At 69.2% G+C, this 15,011-nt stretch carries 18 protein-coding genes; 13 read left to right on the top strand and 5 right to left on the bottom strand.

Annotated elements, in window-relative coordinates:
- The first annotated feature begins 52 nt into the window (after positions 1 to 52).
- Positions 53 to 1,045 (top strand): NAD(P)/FAD-dependent oxidoreductase, encoded by a 993-nt coding sequence (locus D457_RS0109155; protein WP_017580356.1) that lies wholly within the window; start codon positions 53 to 55, stop codon positions 1,043 to 1,045.
- Between the two features lie 207 nt (positions 1,046 to 1,252).
- Here the strand turns inward: D457_RS0109155 and D457_RS0109150 are convergent, their stop codons facing one another.
- A complete protein-coding gene (locus tag D457_RS0109150) occupies positions 1,253 to 1,453 on the bottom strand; it encodes a hypothetical protein (RefSeq protein WP_017580355.1) in 201 nt (66 codons plus the stop codon).
- Positions 1,454 to 1,676: 223 nt separating this feature from the next.
- On the opposite strand from D457_RS0109150, the gene D457_RS0109145 reads away from it, so the two are divergent.
- Positions 1,677 to 2,663: a phosphotransferase family protein gene (locus D457_RS0109145; protein ID WP_017580354.1), complete on the top strand. Its 987-nt coding sequence runs from the start codon at positions 1,677 to 1,679 to the stop codon at positions 2,661 to 2,663.
- 56 nt (positions 2,664 to 2,719) lie between these two features.
- Here D457_RS0109145 and D457_RS0109140 read toward each other — a convergent pair whose 3' ends face one another.
- Positions 2,720 to 3,424: a methyltransferase gene (locus D457_RS0109140; RefSeq protein WP_017580353.1), complete on the bottom strand. Its 705-nt coding sequence runs from the start codon at positions 3,422 to 3,424 to the stop codon at positions 2,720 to 2,722.
- Positions 3,425 to 3,506: 82 nt separating this feature from the next.
- Between D457_RS0109140 and D457_RS0109135 the strand changes: the two genes are divergently transcribed.
- Genes D457_RS0109135 through D457_RS0109115 form a run of 5 tightly spaced genes read left to right on the top strand, consistent with a single transcriptional unit; the run spans position 3,507 to position 7,188 of the window.
- A complete protein-coding gene (locus D457_RS0109135; RefSeq protein WP_017580352.1) occupies positions 3,507 to 4,754 on the top strand; it encodes a LuxR family transcriptional regulator in 1,248 nt (415 codons plus the stop codon).
- A gap of 41 nt (positions 4,755 to 4,795) precedes the next feature.
- Positions 4,796 to 5,581 carry a DUF2306 domain-containing protein gene (locus D457_RS0109130; protein WP_017580351.1) on the top strand — a complete coding sequence of 262 codons (786 nt, stop codon included), beginning with the start codon at positions 4,796 to 4,798 and terminating at the stop codon, positions 5,579 to 5,581.
- Between the two features lies 1 nt (position 5,582).
- On the top strand, positions 5,583 to 5,726 hold the full coding sequence (locus D457_RS36125) for a hypothetical protein (RefSeq protein ID WP_017580350.1): 144 nt from the start codon (positions 5,583 to 5,585) through the stop codon (positions 5,724 to 5,726).
- Positions 5,727 to 5,778: 52 nt separating this feature from the next.
- A complete protein-coding gene (locus D457_RS35320; protein WP_026116483.1) occupies positions 5,779 to 6,381 on the top strand; it encodes a maleylpyruvate isomerase N-terminal domain-containing protein in 603 nt (200 codons plus the stop codon).
- Positions 6,382 to 6,432: 51 nt separating this feature from the next.
- The gene (locus D457_RS0109115) at positions 6,433 to 7,188 is read left to right on the top strand and encodes a class I SAM-dependent methyltransferase (RefSeq protein ID WP_026116482.1); all 756 of its coding nucleotides are present in this window, start codon (positions 6,433 to 6,435) and stop codon (positions 7,186 to 7,188) included.
- 296 nt (positions 7,189 to 7,484) lie between these two features.
- On the opposite strand, the gene D457_RS0109110 is transcribed toward D457_RS0109115, so the two are convergent.
- Positions 7,485 to 8,393: a threonine ammonia-lyase gene (locus tag D457_RS0109110; RefSeq protein ID WP_017580347.1), complete on the bottom strand. Its 909-nt coding sequence runs from the start codon at positions 8,391 to 8,393 to the stop codon at positions 7,485 to 7,487.
- 191 nt (positions 8,394 to 8,584) lie between these two features.
- On the opposite strand from D457_RS0109110, the gene D457_RS0109105 reads away from it, so the two are divergent.
- The 4 genes from D457_RS0109105 to D457_RS0109090 all read left to right on the top strand — a co-directional run bounded on the left by D457_RS0109105 (position 8,585) and on the right by D457_RS0109090 (position 11,789).
- Positions 8,585 to 9,106, top strand: coding sequence for an Lrp/AsnC family transcriptional regulator (locus tag D457_RS0109105; RefSeq protein WP_017580346.1), 522 nt, complete (start codon positions 8,585 to 8,587; stop codon positions 9,104 to 9,106).
- 185 nt (positions 9,107 to 9,291) lie between these two features.
- A complete protein-coding gene (locus tag D457_RS0109100; protein ID WP_039831098.1) occupies positions 9,292 to 9,840 on the top strand; it encodes a DUF1062 domain-containing protein in 549 nt (182 codons plus the stop codon).
- Between the two features lie 150 nt (positions 9,841 to 9,990).
- The gene (locus tag D457_RS0109095) at positions 9,991 to 10,569 is read left to right on the top strand and encodes a TetR/AcrR family transcriptional regulator (protein ID WP_017580344.1); all 579 of its coding nucleotides are present in this window, start codon (positions 9,991 to 9,993) and stop codon (positions 10,567 to 10,569) included.
- Positions 10,566 to 11,789: an FAD-dependent oxidoreductase gene (locus tag D457_RS0109090; protein ID WP_017580343.1), complete on the top strand. Its 1,224-nt coding sequence runs from the start codon at positions 10,566 to 10,568 to the stop codon at positions 11,787 to 11,789. Before D457_RS0109095 ends, D457_RS0109090 begins: the two co-directional genes overlap by 4 nt.
- Before the next feature lie 304 nt (positions 11,790 to 12,093).
- Here the strand turns inward: D457_RS0109090 and D457_RS36730 are convergent, their stop codons facing one another.
- The gene (locus D457_RS36730) at positions 12,094 to 12,240 is read right to left on the bottom strand and encodes a hypothetical protein (RefSeq protein WP_017580342.1); all 147 of its coding nucleotides are present in this window, start codon (positions 12,238 to 12,240) and stop codon (positions 12,094 to 12,096) included.
- Between the two features lie 51 nt (positions 12,241 to 12,291).
- Positions 12,292 to 13,299, bottom strand: a complete 1,008-nt coding sequence (locus D457_RS0109080) for an aldo/keto reductase (RefSeq protein WP_017580341.1) — start codon at positions 13,297 to 13,299, stop codon at positions 12,292 to 12,294.
- Between the two features lie 139 nt (positions 13,300 to 13,438).
- Here D457_RS0109080 and D457_RS0109075 point away from each other — a divergent pair, with 139 nt between their 5' ends.
- Positions 13,439 to 14,293, top strand: coding sequence for a helix-turn-helix domain-containing protein (locus D457_RS0109075; RefSeq protein ID WP_017580340.1), 855 nt, complete (start codon positions 13,439 to 13,441; stop codon positions 14,291 to 14,293).
- Between the two features lie 109 nt (positions 14,294 to 14,402).
- Positions 14,403 to 14,942 (top strand): MOSC domain-containing protein, encoded by a 540-nt coding sequence (locus D457_RS0109070; RefSeq protein WP_017580339.1) that lies wholly within the window; start codon positions 14,403 to 14,405, stop codon positions 14,940 to 14,942.
- The last annotated feature ends 69 nt before the right edge of the window (positions 14,943 to 15,011 follow it).

The following is a 15,011-nucleotide window of genomic DNA, read 5'->3' as shown; positions in this document are numbered from 1 at the left end:
TCAGCAGTTGGTCAGGTGCGCAGGATGGGTGTCACGAGCGAAGGAGACATCCATGAACGAACCCGTACGCAGCTTTGAGGTCGTGGTCGTTGGTGGTGGCGCCGCCGGGCTGGCCGGGGCGTTGGCGCTGGCCAGGGCACGACGATCGGTCCTGGTCATCGATGCCGGGGAGCCGCGTAACGCCCCCGCGGCGGGGGTGCACGCCTATTTGGGGATGGAGGGCATACCTCCCGCTGACCTGGTGGCCAAGGGCCGCCAGGAGGTCGCCTCCTATGGGGGTGTGGTCGAGTCGGGTCGGGTGGTGGCCGTCCGGCGCATCGATCAGGGGTTCGTGGTGGAGTGTGAGGACGGTGCGGTGGTGGCGGCCCAGCGTTTGCTGGTCACCACCGGGCTGGTGGACGAGCTTCCCGACATTTCGGGGCTGGCCGAGCACTGGGGCAGCGGGGTGCTGCACTGCCCCTACTGCCACGGTTGGGAGGTGCGCGACCAGCCGTTGGCGGTGGTGGCCAGCGGGCCCGTGGCCGTGCACGCGAGTTTGTTGTGGCGGCAGTGGAGTGATCAGGTGACGTTGTTCGCCCACCCCGGCACCGGGCTGGGTGAGGTGGAGCGGCAGAAGTTGGCCGCGCGCGGCATCACCGTCATCGACAGCCCGGTCCGGGCCGTGGAGTCGGGACCGGGCGGGGTGAGCGGGGTGCGCACCCAGGACGGTGCGGTGGTGGCGGTGAACGCGGTCGTGGTGCCCACGCTCATGCGTTCACGCTCTGAGCTGCTGGTCGACCTGGGTTTGGAGGTGAGCGAGCAGTGGATGGGCGAGCACCTGATGGGCACCTATGTGGAGTCCGACCCCATGGGTGCCACCGCGGTGCCGGGGGTGTGGGTGGCGGGTAACGTCACCTCGGTGAGTGAGCAGGTGATCGGTGCGGCCGCGGCGGGCAACAAGGCGGGGGCGATGATCAACGCCGACTTGGTCATGGCCGAGGCGGAGCAGGCTCTGGCCCGAGCCGGGCAGGACGAGCAGGTCGTGCAGGTCGAGCCTGTGTGGTGAAGGGGCGCGGACGCTGGGTTTGCCTTGAGGGGATTGGGCTGCGGTAGGGGCCCAATCCGTGAACGGGCGGGGAATGAGGGGGTACAGGGCGTGGGTAGCTCTGTGCCCCCTTTGGTGTTCACCGGTGGGGGCGGGGCGCCCGGGCCACCCGCACGTGGCCTGGGCGCCCCCGGGGAGAAGGTGCGGTGGAAGTTCGGTGGCTGGGGATCAGGGCGTGCCGGTCACACGGTTGTCCTGGTTGTCCTGGAGGAGGGTGGACTCGTTCATCAGAGCGCGGGAAGTCGAACGGTTCAGTGCCACGGTGGTTTTGCCGGGCGAGGTCGGGCAGCGCAGTGCCAGGGCGTGTCGGATCCGAAGGGGGCGGCGGGCCGGGGCCTGAGGGGCCGTGGGGCGGGGGGAGAGGGTCATGGGGGTCACTTCCGTGCGGGGAGGGGACGGGGGTGATGCTAACGAGTCGTGGATAACGCAGCGTGAACACCAGGGGGCGTTGTCCCTGCCAGGGGTTGATAAGCCCGCCCCTGTCGCGGGCCCGGGGTGTGGGCGATGGGAAACCCGGTGCGCCCGGTGGGGCCCGGCACTAGGGTTGGCGGTTCCCCTCCTTCCCCCTTTACCCCCCCCGGGAGTCTTTGTCATGAGCAGTGCCCGAGAGTTCGCCCAGATCCTCCCGTTGCAGGACCTGGTGGGGCGCGCCCTGCAACGGGAGGTCACCGTGAGCGGGCTGGAGCGGTTGCGCGGCGGTACCAAGAAGGGTGTGTACCGGTTGGAGCTGGAGGAGGGTTCCTCGGTGATCGCTTATGTGTGGGGTGCGGCGGAGAACTTCTGGCCCCAGGACATGTGCAGCTCCCCCGACCCCGATGGTGACCCCTTCGCCCATGCCGACGGAGTGGATCTGTTCGTGGGCGCCTCCCAGGTCCTGGAGTTGGTGGGGGTACGCAGCCCGCGGGTGTACCTGGTGGAGCGCGACCACCCTGAGCTCAACGCTGACGTGGCCGTCGTCGAGGACGTGCGCGGCCCGACCTTGGAGGAGCACATCGCTCACGGTGACCCCGCCCTGGTGGTGCGGGTGTTGGGGCGGTTGGGTGAAGCGCTCACCGCCATGGCTGTGCCGGTGCAGATGGGGGTGGGCAAGGTGTCGCGGCCTTTGCTGCACGATCGTTCGTGCGAAAGTGTGGTGCTGGATCGGGCCCTGGTTGATCTGGCGGAGGGTGCGCGGCGGCGCCCCGAGCTGGCCCGGGTCGCACCCCGGTTGGAGCGGCGGCTGGGTGAGTTCTTTGACCGGGTGGAGCCGCGCTCCGAGCACGGGGTGATCCACGGGGAGCTGGGCCCGGACCACGTGCTGGTGGACGAGGACGAGAACCCGGTGCTCATCGACATCGAAGGGTTGATGTACTTCGACGCGGAGTGGGAGCACACCTTCCTGAGGTTGCGTTTCGGTGACCTGTACGAGTGCCTGGAGCGGCCCGGCCTGGACCCGGCCCGCATGGACCTGTACATGCTGGCCCACCACCTGTCGTTGGTGGCCGCACCGCTGCGTCTGCTGGAGGGCGACTACCCCGACCGGCAGGAGATGCTCGACATCGTCGAACACCACCTGGGCCGGGCCCTGGCTCACGCCTAGGCAAGTCCTCAGAGGGTGGCTGTGGTCGGGGCGGGCCGCGACCACAGCCTTTGGCATCAGGCGGGTGGGCGCAGGCCCAGGACCGCACAGGTGTCGGTGTCCGGGCAGGTCACCCAGGACGCCCTCAGACCTGCTCGGGTGAAGGAGTCCATGGCCGGGCCCACCTGGTCGGGGTGGGCCTGGACCAGCAGGTGGGCGCCGGGCGCGAGCCAGGCGCGGGCCCGGGAGGCGATGCGGCGCACCACGTCCAGGCCGTCGGTGCCGCCGTCCAAGGACCGGTGGGGCTCGTGTTCGCGCACCTCACAGGGGAGCAGGGCGATCTGCTTGGTGGGTACGTAGGGGGCGTTGACCACCAGCACGTCCACCTGCCCCAGCAGGGCCCGGGGCAGGGGGTGGAACAGGTCGCCGTGGTGGACCTGTCCGCCCAGGTGGGTGATGTTGCGGCGGGCGCAGCGCACACTGGCCGCGTCGATGTCGGCGGCGTGCAGGCGCACCCCTTCCCGGCGGGTGGCGAGTACGGCGCCCAGGGCCGCGGTGCCACAGCACAGGTCAACGACCAGGGCGCCGGGGCGGGTGCGGGCCAGGGCCTGGAGTTCGAGAGGGGTGCCGCTGGTGCGCTGGTCCACCATGCGCGTCAGGTCCTGGGGGGTGCGTGCGCTGGTGGTGATCATGCCCGCTTCCTGTTCGGCGAACACGCATCCGGCCTGGCGCAGGCGGGTGATGAGGGTAGTGGGGCACAGCGCGGTGGTGTGTGGTGACAAGGGAGCCTATGGGCCGCGCCTTCTTCTGCGAGCGGCCCGCCGACTGGAGGCCACAGACCCTGAGCTGGCGCGTTCCTCCTTGGTGAGCGCTCTGGAGACGGCACTGGTGACCGGTCGGCCCGCCGGGGTGATGGGGCAGGTCCTCGAAGCCGCGCACACGGCCCCCTCGAACCGGGCCCCCGACCTTCTGGACGCGCTGAGCCTGCTCGCCTGCGGGCGTTACCGGGAGGGCGTGCCGATGGTTCGCCGTGTGCTCACCGGTGAGGCCGCCGCGTGGGCCCACCATCCGGGGTTGGCCAGCCTTGTCTCCGCAGACCTGTGGGACCACAGCGTGCACACCAGCATCACCGAGTGGATGACGCGCACCGCACGACAGAGCGGATCGCTGACCCTGAGCAGGCTCGCTCTCGCCCAGACGGCCATCTCCGCGGTGCTCACCGGCGACTTGCGGCGGGCTGCCGCGGCCATCACCGAGGAGGAGGCGATCGCCGACGCCCTCGCGGACGCACCGAAGATGTACCCGCGCGTTCATCTGGCCGCGATGCGCGGCCGCGGCGAGGAGGCGTTCCCACTCCTGGATGAGGTGCAGCGCCGAGGCCGGGGACAGCTCCTGGCCAACATGCACTGGGCCAGGGCTGTGCTCAACAACGGGCTCGGAGACTACTCGCGGGCGCTGGATGCGGCCGTGCGCGGGACGCAGGAGGCAGGCCTGTTCCTGCCCGGGATCATTCTCCCCGAACTGGTGGAGGCCGCGGCCCGCTGCGGGCGCGAGGGTCTGGCCGCTGACGCACTGGAGTCTCTGGCCGAGCGGACCGATCCGGTGGAGACCAGCTGGGCACAGGGTGTTCTGGCAAGCGCCCGGGCTCTGGTCACCGAGGCGGAAGCCGACCACCGCAAGGGCATCGAAGAGCTGGAACGCAGCCCCTGCGCACCTGGGCTGGCCAGGTCACACCTGCGCTACGGGGAATGGTTGCGCCGCCGCAACCGCCGCCGCGACGCACGCGAGCAACTGCGCACCGCACATCGGATGCTCTCCGATCTGGGGATGGAGGCCTTCGCCCACCGGGCGGCCAACGAGTTGCGAGCGACCGGCGAGGTGGTGGGTGAGCGCTCCGGGCGGCCCCTGGACCGTCTGACCATGCAGGAGATCCACGTGGCTCGGTGCGTGGCGGCGGGGGAGACCTCCAAAGAGGTCGCCGCACGGCTGTTCCTGAGCCCGCGGACCATCGACGCCCACCTGCGCAGGATCTTCAGCAAGCTCGACATCACCTCCCGCAGGCAGCTCAAGGACCTGCCTGGACTCGGCCAACCGCGGGAAACGGTCGATTAGGCGACGATCACCGACGCGAACGAACCCGCCCACGCAGCAGCATGTCGGTGACAGCCACCTACTACTCCTACGTGGGGGAGACCTTGACCAGCATGACCAAGTCGACGCGACGACGATGGTGGTGGGCCCTGTGGGGTCTTCTGGCCACATCCGCGGTCGGTATCGCCGTCTACTCGGCGCAGACCTATCTGGTCGGCGGCGTGGAACGCAACCAGATTCCGCTCAACGACCTGTTCGCCTCGCACTATGTGACCATCGCGGTGCACGCGGTCCCCAGCTCGCTGGCGCTGCTCATCGGCCCGTTCCAGTTCCTCACCCGGATTCGTGTCCGCTACCCGAAGGCGCACCGGGTCTCCGGGCAGATCTACATGGTCTCCGTTGTTCTGGGTTCGATCGCTGCCCTGTTCGCCGCGACCTACTCGGTCAGTGGGTTCTCGGTACAGGTGGCCTTCTACATCCTCACCGCAGCCTGGCTTTACACCCTCTACCAGGCCTACACCACCATTCGCCGCGGTGAAGTCCAACTGCACCGCATCTGGATGATCCGCAACTACGCGCTCACCTTCGCCGCGGTGAGCCTGCGGATCTATCTGATGACCGGCCTGGCACTCCAGGAGGGGTTCTTCCCCTCCCTGAGCTTCGCCGACATCTACCACGCGAGCGCTTGGGCCTCGTTCTTGGTGAACGTGCTCGTGGCGGAGTACTTCATCGTCCAGCGCACTCTGAAACCGCTGGCCAGGCGTCAGCAGGCTCAGGGACACACCAGCCGAGCGGCCTCCGGGGCTGCGGTTCGACCGGCCGGGCAGGGTGCGCTGACTGTTTGGTGAGTTGTGCGCCGACGCCGAGGGCGTCCAGGTGCGCTGCCTGCTCACCTTCTCGGTGGTCGGCGGCAACCACGTGGTCGCCGCCGACCACGGCGAGCGCGCCCGCGCCGAGGTTAGGGAACTCACCCGACGCTGGCTGTTGCGCTGACCGCACCCCGAGGCCGCGGGAAATGTCGGCGGTGAACGTTAAGCTCCCGCGCATGCGAGGCGACGATGTGCGGGCGGCGGCCGATACGGCCCTGGAGTTCCTGGAGGCCCGGCTGGGGCGTGACTGGTCGGTGGCGGTTCCCGGGATGGATTTCACCGTGGCCTCGGTGCTGGCCCACGCCTCCCAGGGCCCGTTGTGGTATTCCCTGGATCTGGTCGGCGGCACCGCAGATGGGGCCGCCTTCGAGGTCGGGGTGCGCGCGGAGGCCGAGCCCCGCGCGCTGCTGTCTTCCTTGAACAGTGCGGCACGGTTGTGCGCGATCAGTGTGGACGCCCATCCGTCGAGTGCGCGCGGGTTCCATCCGATGGGCGCGGCCGACCCCTCGGGGTTCGCGGCGATGGCGTGCGCGGAGATCTTGGTGCATACCCATGACGCGGCTACCGGTTGGGGTGAGGATTTCCAGCCGGGTCGGGAGCTGGCTCGCCGGGTGTTGGCTCGGCTCTTTCCCTGGCAGGAACCCGGCGGGGACGCGTGGCGGAGTCTGTTGTGGGTGCACGGCCGGGTGGAGTTGGCGGGGGCGAGGGGCGGGCGGGGGTGGCGTTGGCATACCGCCCCGTTGAGTGAGTGGGACGCAAGGGCGCCCTCTGCTGGGTGAAGGCGCCCGGTGGTTCTGGTGGGTGGAGCGGGTGCGTACTAGGTTTTGGTGATGGATCGAGCAACCGAGGTACATCAGACACCCCCCTCTTCGGATGCGGTACGGGTGAACGACTATGACAGCTTCGCCGAGGACTACGCGGCCCTCAACGAAAGCGGCATTCGGAACGCCTACTACGAGCGGCCCGCGATGCTGTCCTTGGCTGGAGAGGTGTTCGGGCGGCGGATCCTGGACGCGGGTTGCGGGGCGGGCCCGCTGGTGGCGGCTCTGGGCGAGCGCGGCGCCCGGGTCAGCGGTATCGACGCCAGTGCTTCGATGGTGGCGTTGGCCAGGCGGCGCCTGGGCGATGAGGCGGATCTGCGGGTGGGTGATCTGGCCGATCCCCTGCCCTTCGCCGATGGTGCGTTCGACGACGTGGTTGCTTCCCTGGTGCTGCACTACCTGCGGGACTGGGGGCCCACGCTGGCCGAGATGCGGCGGGTGCTGCGTCCAGGCGGCAGGCTGATCGCTTCGGTGAACCACCCGATCGTGGACTACGCGCTCCAGGATCCGCGGCCCGACTACTTCGCGACCACCAGCTACCGGGACGAGTTCTCCTTCGGTGGGCGGCCGATGGCGATGAAGTTCTGGCGCAGGCCCCTGCACGCGATGACCGATGCCTTCACCGCCGCGGGTTTTCAGCTGCGTGTGATCAGTGAGCCCCAGCCCGACCCGGCTGCCCGGGAGTTGTTCCCCGAGGACTTCCAGGAGTTCTCGACCAAGATCGGGTTCCTCTTCTTCGTCCTGGAGGCACCGCACACCCCGTAGTAGCGCAGGCGCGGGAGGCAGCAGGCGGGTACACCACCGGACAGTACAGCCGGGGGTGTACCCGTCTCGTTTGTGTGGGGCTCTGACCTGGTCTCAATAACGTTGGCGGGCCGCTGCGGGGGCAGAGAGGGGCTTGGGGCACCCCTGAGGGGCTGACTTCCTAGAACGTTGAGTTATCGGAAGTTAGGATTTCCGGCCCCGCGGGCATTCGTTTCGTCATGAAAACCCCGTAACGTTACTTAATAACGTAACCAACGAAACGTTATTCAGAGGGGTGCTCCGACATCCAGCCCCCTTCAGGGAGCCGACACCAGCCGGGGAAGCAGCCCCTGGTCGACATTGGCGCCCGTGATGAGCGTGGCCAGCCCCGCCGCGCCCGCCGGCTCGGGCACCACCCCCAGCGTGACCAACGCGGTGCGCATCGCCTGGAGTATCTGGGCATCGCAAACCTCCACCATCTGATCCACCAGCACCCGCATCCGCGCCACCGAAGCCGGGATCGGGTCACTGATCGCGATCCCCTCGGCGAAGGTGTGCGCGCCCTCGGTGCCCACAGGGCGCCCCAACCGCCAACTGGTGGCCATACTCGGCGCGCCCTGCGCGCACACCCCCACGATGTGCGTAGCGGGGGAGTGCTCCTTCAACCAACGCCCCACCCCCGTGATCAGCGCCCCGTCCCCCACCGGCAGCACCACCGCATCGATCGGCCCCGCCTTCAGCAGATCCACACCGATGGTGCCCGCACCCTCGGCGATCCGGGCATCCTGGCCGTCCTCGACCAAGACCGCCTCCGGGTGCGCTGCGGCGAACGCGCGGGCGGCCCCGTCCACATCCGGGCCCTGGATCTCGTGCACCCGCGCGCCCAGCGAACGCATACGCGTGAGTTTGACCTGGCTGATCCCCGCCGGAACGAACACCTCCGCCTTCAGCCCGCGGCGGGTGGCCGCATAGCCCACCGCCTGGCCGAAGTTTCCGGTGGAGGTACACACCATCCGGGTGCCCGGTGCCAGTTCCCGAGCCAACAGGTCCACGCCCCGGCCCTTGAAACTGCGCAGCGGGTTAAGGGTCTCCACCTTGACCAGCACCCGCCGCCCCAGCGCGGCGCACAGCTGCTCGTCCACATACTGCGGGGAGTTCAGGAAGACCGGGTCGATCACTTGCGCGGCCCGGGCGATCCGCTCCAGGTCCAGATCCAGTGTGTGCATGCCACAGACCTTTCGTTCACAGAAGGGGTGCGTTCTTCGCGGCGCGGGTTCGGGGCAGCGCGAGTGTGCACGACGATGCGGGGTGAGGTGGCCAGAACCCCTGGTTCAGCGAGGTGACCGCTCCTTCAACGGCAGGACGGCGGGTGGTGGTCGCGATTGAAAAATTTGCGGCCGCGGCGCAACATTGTTGCGTGCCCTTTTCTCCTGACCCCATCGACCACCACCTGCTGGGGCTGCTCCAGCAGGACGCCGGGCGTACCCTGCGCGATCTCGGCGAGCAGGTGGGGCTCTCGCCCAGCGCGGTCCAGCGCCGCATCCGCGCCTACCGCCGGGCCGGGGTGATCACCAGGCAGGTCGCGGTGGTGGACCCGGCCGCGCTGGGGGCCACCACCCTGGCCGCGGTGTTGGTGACCCTGGAGCGGGAGTCAGCCGAACACCACGCCCGGTTCCGCGCCCGGATGCTCGCCGAGCCGCGGGTACAGCAGTGCTATGACCTGGCCGGGCAGTGGGACTACCTGGTCATGCTCATCACCGAGAACCTGGGGGCCTGTCGTGCGTTGTCGGACCGGTTGTTCATGAACGACACCAACGTGCGCCGCTACGACACCCTGCCGGTACTGGACCCGGTCAAGGTCGGCTTGAGCGTCCCCCTGCCCGACCCCGAGGCTGATGTCGACACCGGCCCCGACGGCGGCTCTGGGCCCGGCCGCTGAGGCGGCTCCGCCGAAAAACCATTGGCGCGGGCGCGAGGCGCCCCTCTAGGTTGACGGGGCCGCCTACGAGAGGATTCGCGCGCACATGACGCCCCCCGCTCTTTAGATCTGACTTTTCGCGCATTGGTCGCCGACGTCGCCGTCGGCTCTGTTTCCCATGCTTTTCGTCAGTTCTTAAGAGAGTCATGTCTACGCGATCTCATTTCGTGCTGCCCTGGGCCGTGCGTCGCACGCGCCTGCCCCTGCTCGCCCTGCCGTGTGTGGACTGTCCCGAGGATCGGGCCACCACGGGTGCGGGCAGGTTCCGTGTCAACGCCAACGGCAAACTTCTCGACGTGTGGCTGCTGGTCAACTGTGTGGGTTGTGACCGCACCAGCAGACTCACCGTCCACCACCGGATCCCGGTCCGCTCCCTGCCCGCCCCTCTCCTGGACGGGTACACGAAGAACTGCGCCGACCTGGTCGCAGGCGTCCTGCTCGACCCCGCACTCGCCAGGCGCCACCGCTTCGCGCTCGACTGGCAGGGGTGCTGGGAACTCCACACTCCCGGGATCGAGGAGGACCCCTGGCCCTTGGAGGTGCGGGTGACCTTCGAGGAGCCCGTGCCGGTGCGCCCCGAACAGCTCATCGCCCACGGCCTGGGGATCAGCCGCAGTGAGGTGCTGCGCAGGGTCAAGATCGACATCCCGCTCAAGCGCAGGACGATGAGGGACTTCTCCTTCGTCGTGGTGTGATCACTCCTTGCGGGGTTCGAACCTCCCAGCGGGGTTCGGAGCCCGCAAGGGCTGTACACGGGGCGGGTTTCGTGGCATCCTCAAAATTGGGCGACTGACCAATGCATGTGCCCAGGGCAATCGCCCAAAGAATCTTGGAGGGGGACACAGATGGGAACCGAACGAAGCCGACAGGTGCGTGAGCGCCTGCTCGCGGCAGCTGGCGAGCTCATCGTCGAACGGGGCTGGTCGGCGGTGAGCACCCGGGTGCTGGCCGAGCGGGCCGGGGTGGGTGCCGGGCTGGTGCACTACCACTTTCCCTCCCTGAACGCCCTGCTCAACGAGGCCTCCCTGGGGGTGATGGCGTCCGTGGCCGAACAGACCCTGGCCCAGTTGGAAGGAACCGCACCCCAGGAGGGGTTGGACCTGGTTCTGGCGGCGCTGGACGCCTACCCGGGCGATGACCCCACCTCCACGCTGTTCGTCGAGGCCTACCTCGCGGCCGGGCGCGACGCCGAGTTGCGCCGCGGTATCACCGATGTGCTGGAGCGTTTCCGCGGCCCGCTGGCCGACTGGTTGCGCGCCGGCGGGATCGATGACCCCGAGTCCACGGCCCGGGTACTGGCTTCAGCGGTGGACGGCGTCATGTTGCACCGCACCCTGGACCCCGGCCTGGACGGGGCGGCCGTCGCCTCTGTGCTGCGGCGCCTGCTGACCCCCGCTCACCCCACCGCGAAGGAACGAGAATGAGCACCACGAACACACCCCCAGGGACCGCTCGGGCGGTCATCGTCGGGGCCGGGATCGCCGGTCTGGCCCTGGCCCAACGTCTGGACCAGCACGGATGGCAGGTTCTCGTGCTCGAGCGGGCGCCGGGACCGCGCCCGCAGGGTTACATGATCGACTTCTTCGGGCCCGGCTACGACGCCGCTGCGGCGATGGGGCTCCTGCCCCGGCTGCGTGAGCTGGGCCACCGCTTCCCCGAGGCCGCCCTGGTGGACGGGCACGGCCGCCAGCGCGCCGCGATCAAGTTCGAGGGCTATGCCCGTGCCCTGGGCGGGGAGTTGATCTCGATCATGCGCCCGGACCTGGAGCGGGCTCTGCGTGAGTCGTTGCCGGCTCGGGTGGAGGTGCGCTACTCCAGCGCCCCGGAGCAGATCACCGAACACGGGAGCGGGGTGCGGGTGCGGTTGGGCGATGGTCAGGTGGTGGAGGCCGACCTGTTGGTGGGGGCTGATGGCATCCACTCCACCGTGCGGGGAATGGTCTTCGGCGAGGAGGAGCGGTACCTGCGTCACCTGGGGTTTCACACGGGTGCGTTCACCTTCCACGACGTGCGGGTGCACGCCGCGACCCAGGGCCGTTTCCAGCTCACCGACAGCCTGGGCGCGCAGATGGGGTTGTACGCGTTGGAGGGGGATCGGGTGGCGGCCTTCGCCGTGCACCGCACTGATGACACCACGCTGCCCGAGGATCCGCGGGTGGTGTTGCGCCGGGCTTACGCCGGGCTGGGCTGGCTGGTGCCCCGGGCCTTGGAGCTGTGCCCCGAACCCGATCAGGTCTACTACGACCACGTCGCCCAGGTGGAGATGGAGCGGTGGAGCCGTGGGCGCACGGTGCTGATAGGTGACGCCTGCCAGGCGGTGTCGCTTCTGGCTGGCCAGGGCGCGTCGATGGGGATGGGCGGCGCCTACGTTCTGGGCGAGGAGTTGGCTCGTGCGGGCACCCTGGCCGAGGGGTTGGAGCGCTACGAACAGCGTTGGCGGCCGGTGGTGGAGGAGCGCCAGCGAGCGGCTCGCACCGGGACCTCCTGGTTCTTGCCCAGTACTCCGGGCCGGTTGCGGTTGCGGCGGTTGTTCCTGCGTCTGTCGGCGTTGCCGGGGGTGGAGCGGTGGATGGCGACCTCGCTGTCGGGCAAACCCTCCCGGGTGGTCAAGGACCTGTCGCCGCTGACAGGCACGAAGGACTGAGCGGGAAGGGCCGAGCTCCGCCCTCGTGGCGGAGCTCGGCGGGCCCGGGTCAGCGGTCCGTCAGGGCGAACACGCCCCAGCCCGGGTAGGGGCGTTCGTTCGATCCAGGTGGTGCCCACACAGGCAGCGAGGCAGACCGGTTCGGGTGCCAGGTAGCCGGAGGCCTCACCATGAATGAACTCCACCCGCTCGCGCAAGCCGAGTTCCTCGGCGCGGGCGCGGGCTTTGGCCACGAAGATGCTACTCAGGTCCATCCGGTGCCGGTGAGCTAGTGCTCGCGGGCCCAGGTGCACAGCATCTCTCCCTAACCGCAGGCCAGGTCCAGTGCGCGGGTGCCCGGCGCCAAGTGCAGGGCACGGCCGAGCGCGGCCAGTTTCTTCGGGCTCAGCGGGTTGTGAATGCGGTGGTCGCCCTCGCGGATGGTGAAGGGGCGCGGCAGGTCGGTGTCCATGGGCACCGTTGTATCCGACAGTGCCCGGCTGTGGTTGTGGGCGTGCGGGTTCTAGTTTCCGAAGGGGCGTTCGCTCACCGGTGGGGTGACGGGGTGCTCGCCGTTGAGCCAGGTCTGGGTGGTGGCGTTGAGGTCGTGCGGGTAGCCGGGTTCGAAGTCGGCCAGGGCGTCGATGTGTTCGATGGCTTGGGGTGGCAGGGTCACCTGGAGTGCGCCCAGGTTGTCCTGGAGTTGTTCGGTGCGGCTGGCGCCGAGGATGGGGTGGATGCGCGGGGAGCGGTGCAGGGCCCAGGCGATCGCGACCTGCGCGGGGGTGGCGTTCACTTCCTGGGCGATGTGGGTGAGGGTGCGGGCGGCGCGGTGTTGGTGTTCGGTCAGGGTGGTGGGGTCCACGCGCCCGGTTGTGGTGGGGGTGGTGGTGTCGGTGTAGCGGCCGGAGAGGATCCCTGCGGCCAAGCCGTTGTAGGTGGTCAGGCTCAGCCCCAGGGTGCGGGCCATGGGTAGGAGTTCGCGTTCGATGTCGCGTTGGAGCGGGTTGTAGGGCACCTGGAGGGCGATGAAGGGGGTCCAGCCGTGCTGGTGGGCCAGGGTGTTGGCTTGGGCGATGACCCAGGCGGGCAGGTTGGAGGCGCCCAGGTAGAGGACCTTGCCGGAGCGGACGGCGTCGTCCAGGGCGCGCATGGTTTCTTCGATGGGGGTGTACTCGTCCCAGGTGTGCACCCACAGAAGGTCGATGCGGTCGGTGCGTAGGCGGCGCAGGCTCTGTTCGAGGGTGTGGGTGAGGTTGCGGCGGTGGCTGCCTCCGGAGTTGGCATCGTTCGCATCACTGGGCAGGGTGAACTTGGTGGAGAGCACGAAGCGGTCGCGGCGGCCTTTGAGGAGTTCGCCCAGGACTTCTTCGCTGTCTCCGTAGGCGGAGGCGGTGTCGATGAGGTTGCCGCCCGCGTCCTGGTAGAGGTCGACCATGCGGCGGGCCTGGTCGGGGTTGGCGAAGGTCATGGCGCCCAGGAGGAGTTGGGAGACGCGGAGGCCGGAGGGGCCCAGGAGTTGGTGGCGCATCAGTGTTTTCCCTTCGGAGTGTGGGTGTGTGGCATGGGGTTCAGTGTGTGTCCGGGGGGTGGTGGGGAGGAAGGCCGCGGTGAGGCTGGCCCTGACAGGGCCAGGATCGGGTGGGGGCCCGGCTCGTAGACTCGGGGTCATGGATCAGAGCGGAATGGGTGCGTTCCTGCGTGAGTGCCGTGAGTCGACTCCGCCTGGGCGGGTGGGGTTGCCGGTGGGGACGCGCCGTCGCACCCCGGGGTTGCGTCGGGCGGAGCTGGCCACGCTGTCGGGTGTGAGCGTGGACTACCTGACCCGGTTGGAGCAGGGGCGTGATCGCAACCCGTCTCCGCAGGTGTTGGTGGCGTTGGCCGACGCGTTGGGGTTGTCGGTGGGTGAGCGGGTGCGGTTGCGCAACCTGTCCAAGGTGGCGTCGGGTGCGGGTGCGCTGTGCCCGGGCGGGTTGCCTCCTGAGCGGGAGGTGCGGGCCGCCACACGGGCTCTGTTGGAGCGGTTGGAGCCCGCTCCGGCGGCGCTGTTCAACCGGTTGGGTGAGACGCTCGCGCACACGAAGGGCTATGAGCGTCTGATGGGGCCGTTGGGGTTGTTGGATGTGGAGGATGACCAGCCTGCGAACCGGGTGTGGTTCGTTTTCGCTGATGAGCGGGCCCGGTCGGTCTATCCGGACTGGGAGGGGGTGGCCGATGCGCGGTTGGCGGAGCTGCGTGCGGAGGCGGCCCCGCAGGACCCGCACCTGGCGCACCTGGTGGAGGAGTTGGCGATCGTGGGCGGTGCGCCCTTCACCGAGCGGATGGCGGGCCCGGAGTCGGCGCCGCCGGTGAGCGGGGTGGAGCGGCTGGCCCACCCTGAGGTGGGTGAGTTGCGTCTTTCCTATGAGCGGTGGGACACCCAGGGCCAGTACCTGGTGGTGTACCTGCCCGCGGACCAGGCGTCGGAGGTGGCGTTGGGCCGGCTGACCCGCACTGGGTTGCGTGCGGTGGGCGGTGAGCACTGACCCAGGGGTGCGCACAGGTGTGTCCGGCCGGTGTGGGGTGACCTGAAAGTCGTTGGGGTGGGCTGTCTAGGCTGGGGCCCGTGGAATCGCGTCCAGGAGGAGGGTGGCCATGGCCGCCGTCGTGGAGTCGGTCAGCAGCAGTGGTGAGCACACGTTCAGCAAACCCGTCCGAGGCAGTATCCGCCTGTTGGCCGGATTGGGGGTGGAAGGGGACGCGCACCTGGGCACGACGGTCAAGCACCGCTCCCGGGTGGCTGTGGACCCGACCCAGCCGAACCTGCGCCAGGTGCATCTGATGCACGCCGAACTCCTGGAGGAGGTGGCCCTGGCCGGGTTCGCGGTCGCGCCGGGGCAGATGGGGGAGAACATCACCACCCGTGGGGTTGATCTGTTGGGGCTCTCCCGGGGCACGGTGCTCGGTTTTGGGCAGGCGCGGGTGGAGATCACCGGGCTGCGCAACCCGTGCGCGCAGATCGACGGGTTCTCCCAGGGGCTGCTCAAGCAGATGGTGTACCGGGACGAGCAGGGTGAGCTGGTGCGCCGGGCCGGGGTGATGGGTGTGGTGTTGGCGGGCGGGGTGGTCGAGCCGGGGATGGCAGTGACGGTGGCCGAGCCGACGGGGGCGCACGTATCCCTGGAACGGGTCTGACCAGCCCGCCTTGTGTCGCCGAGGCTGTTGCGCCCCCGGCTCTAACCGGCTCTGTTTCGAGCCCGGACC

The sequence above is a fragment of the Nocardiopsis valliformis DSM 45023 genome (genome assembly GCF_000340985.1).
GTDB lineage: Bacteria > Actinomycetota > Actinomycetes > Streptosporangiales > Streptosporangiaceae > Nocardiopsis > Nocardiopsis exhalans.
The sequence above is the reverse complement of the archived record's forward strand: the minus strand, read 5'-3'. Positions and strand labels throughout refer to the sequence as shown.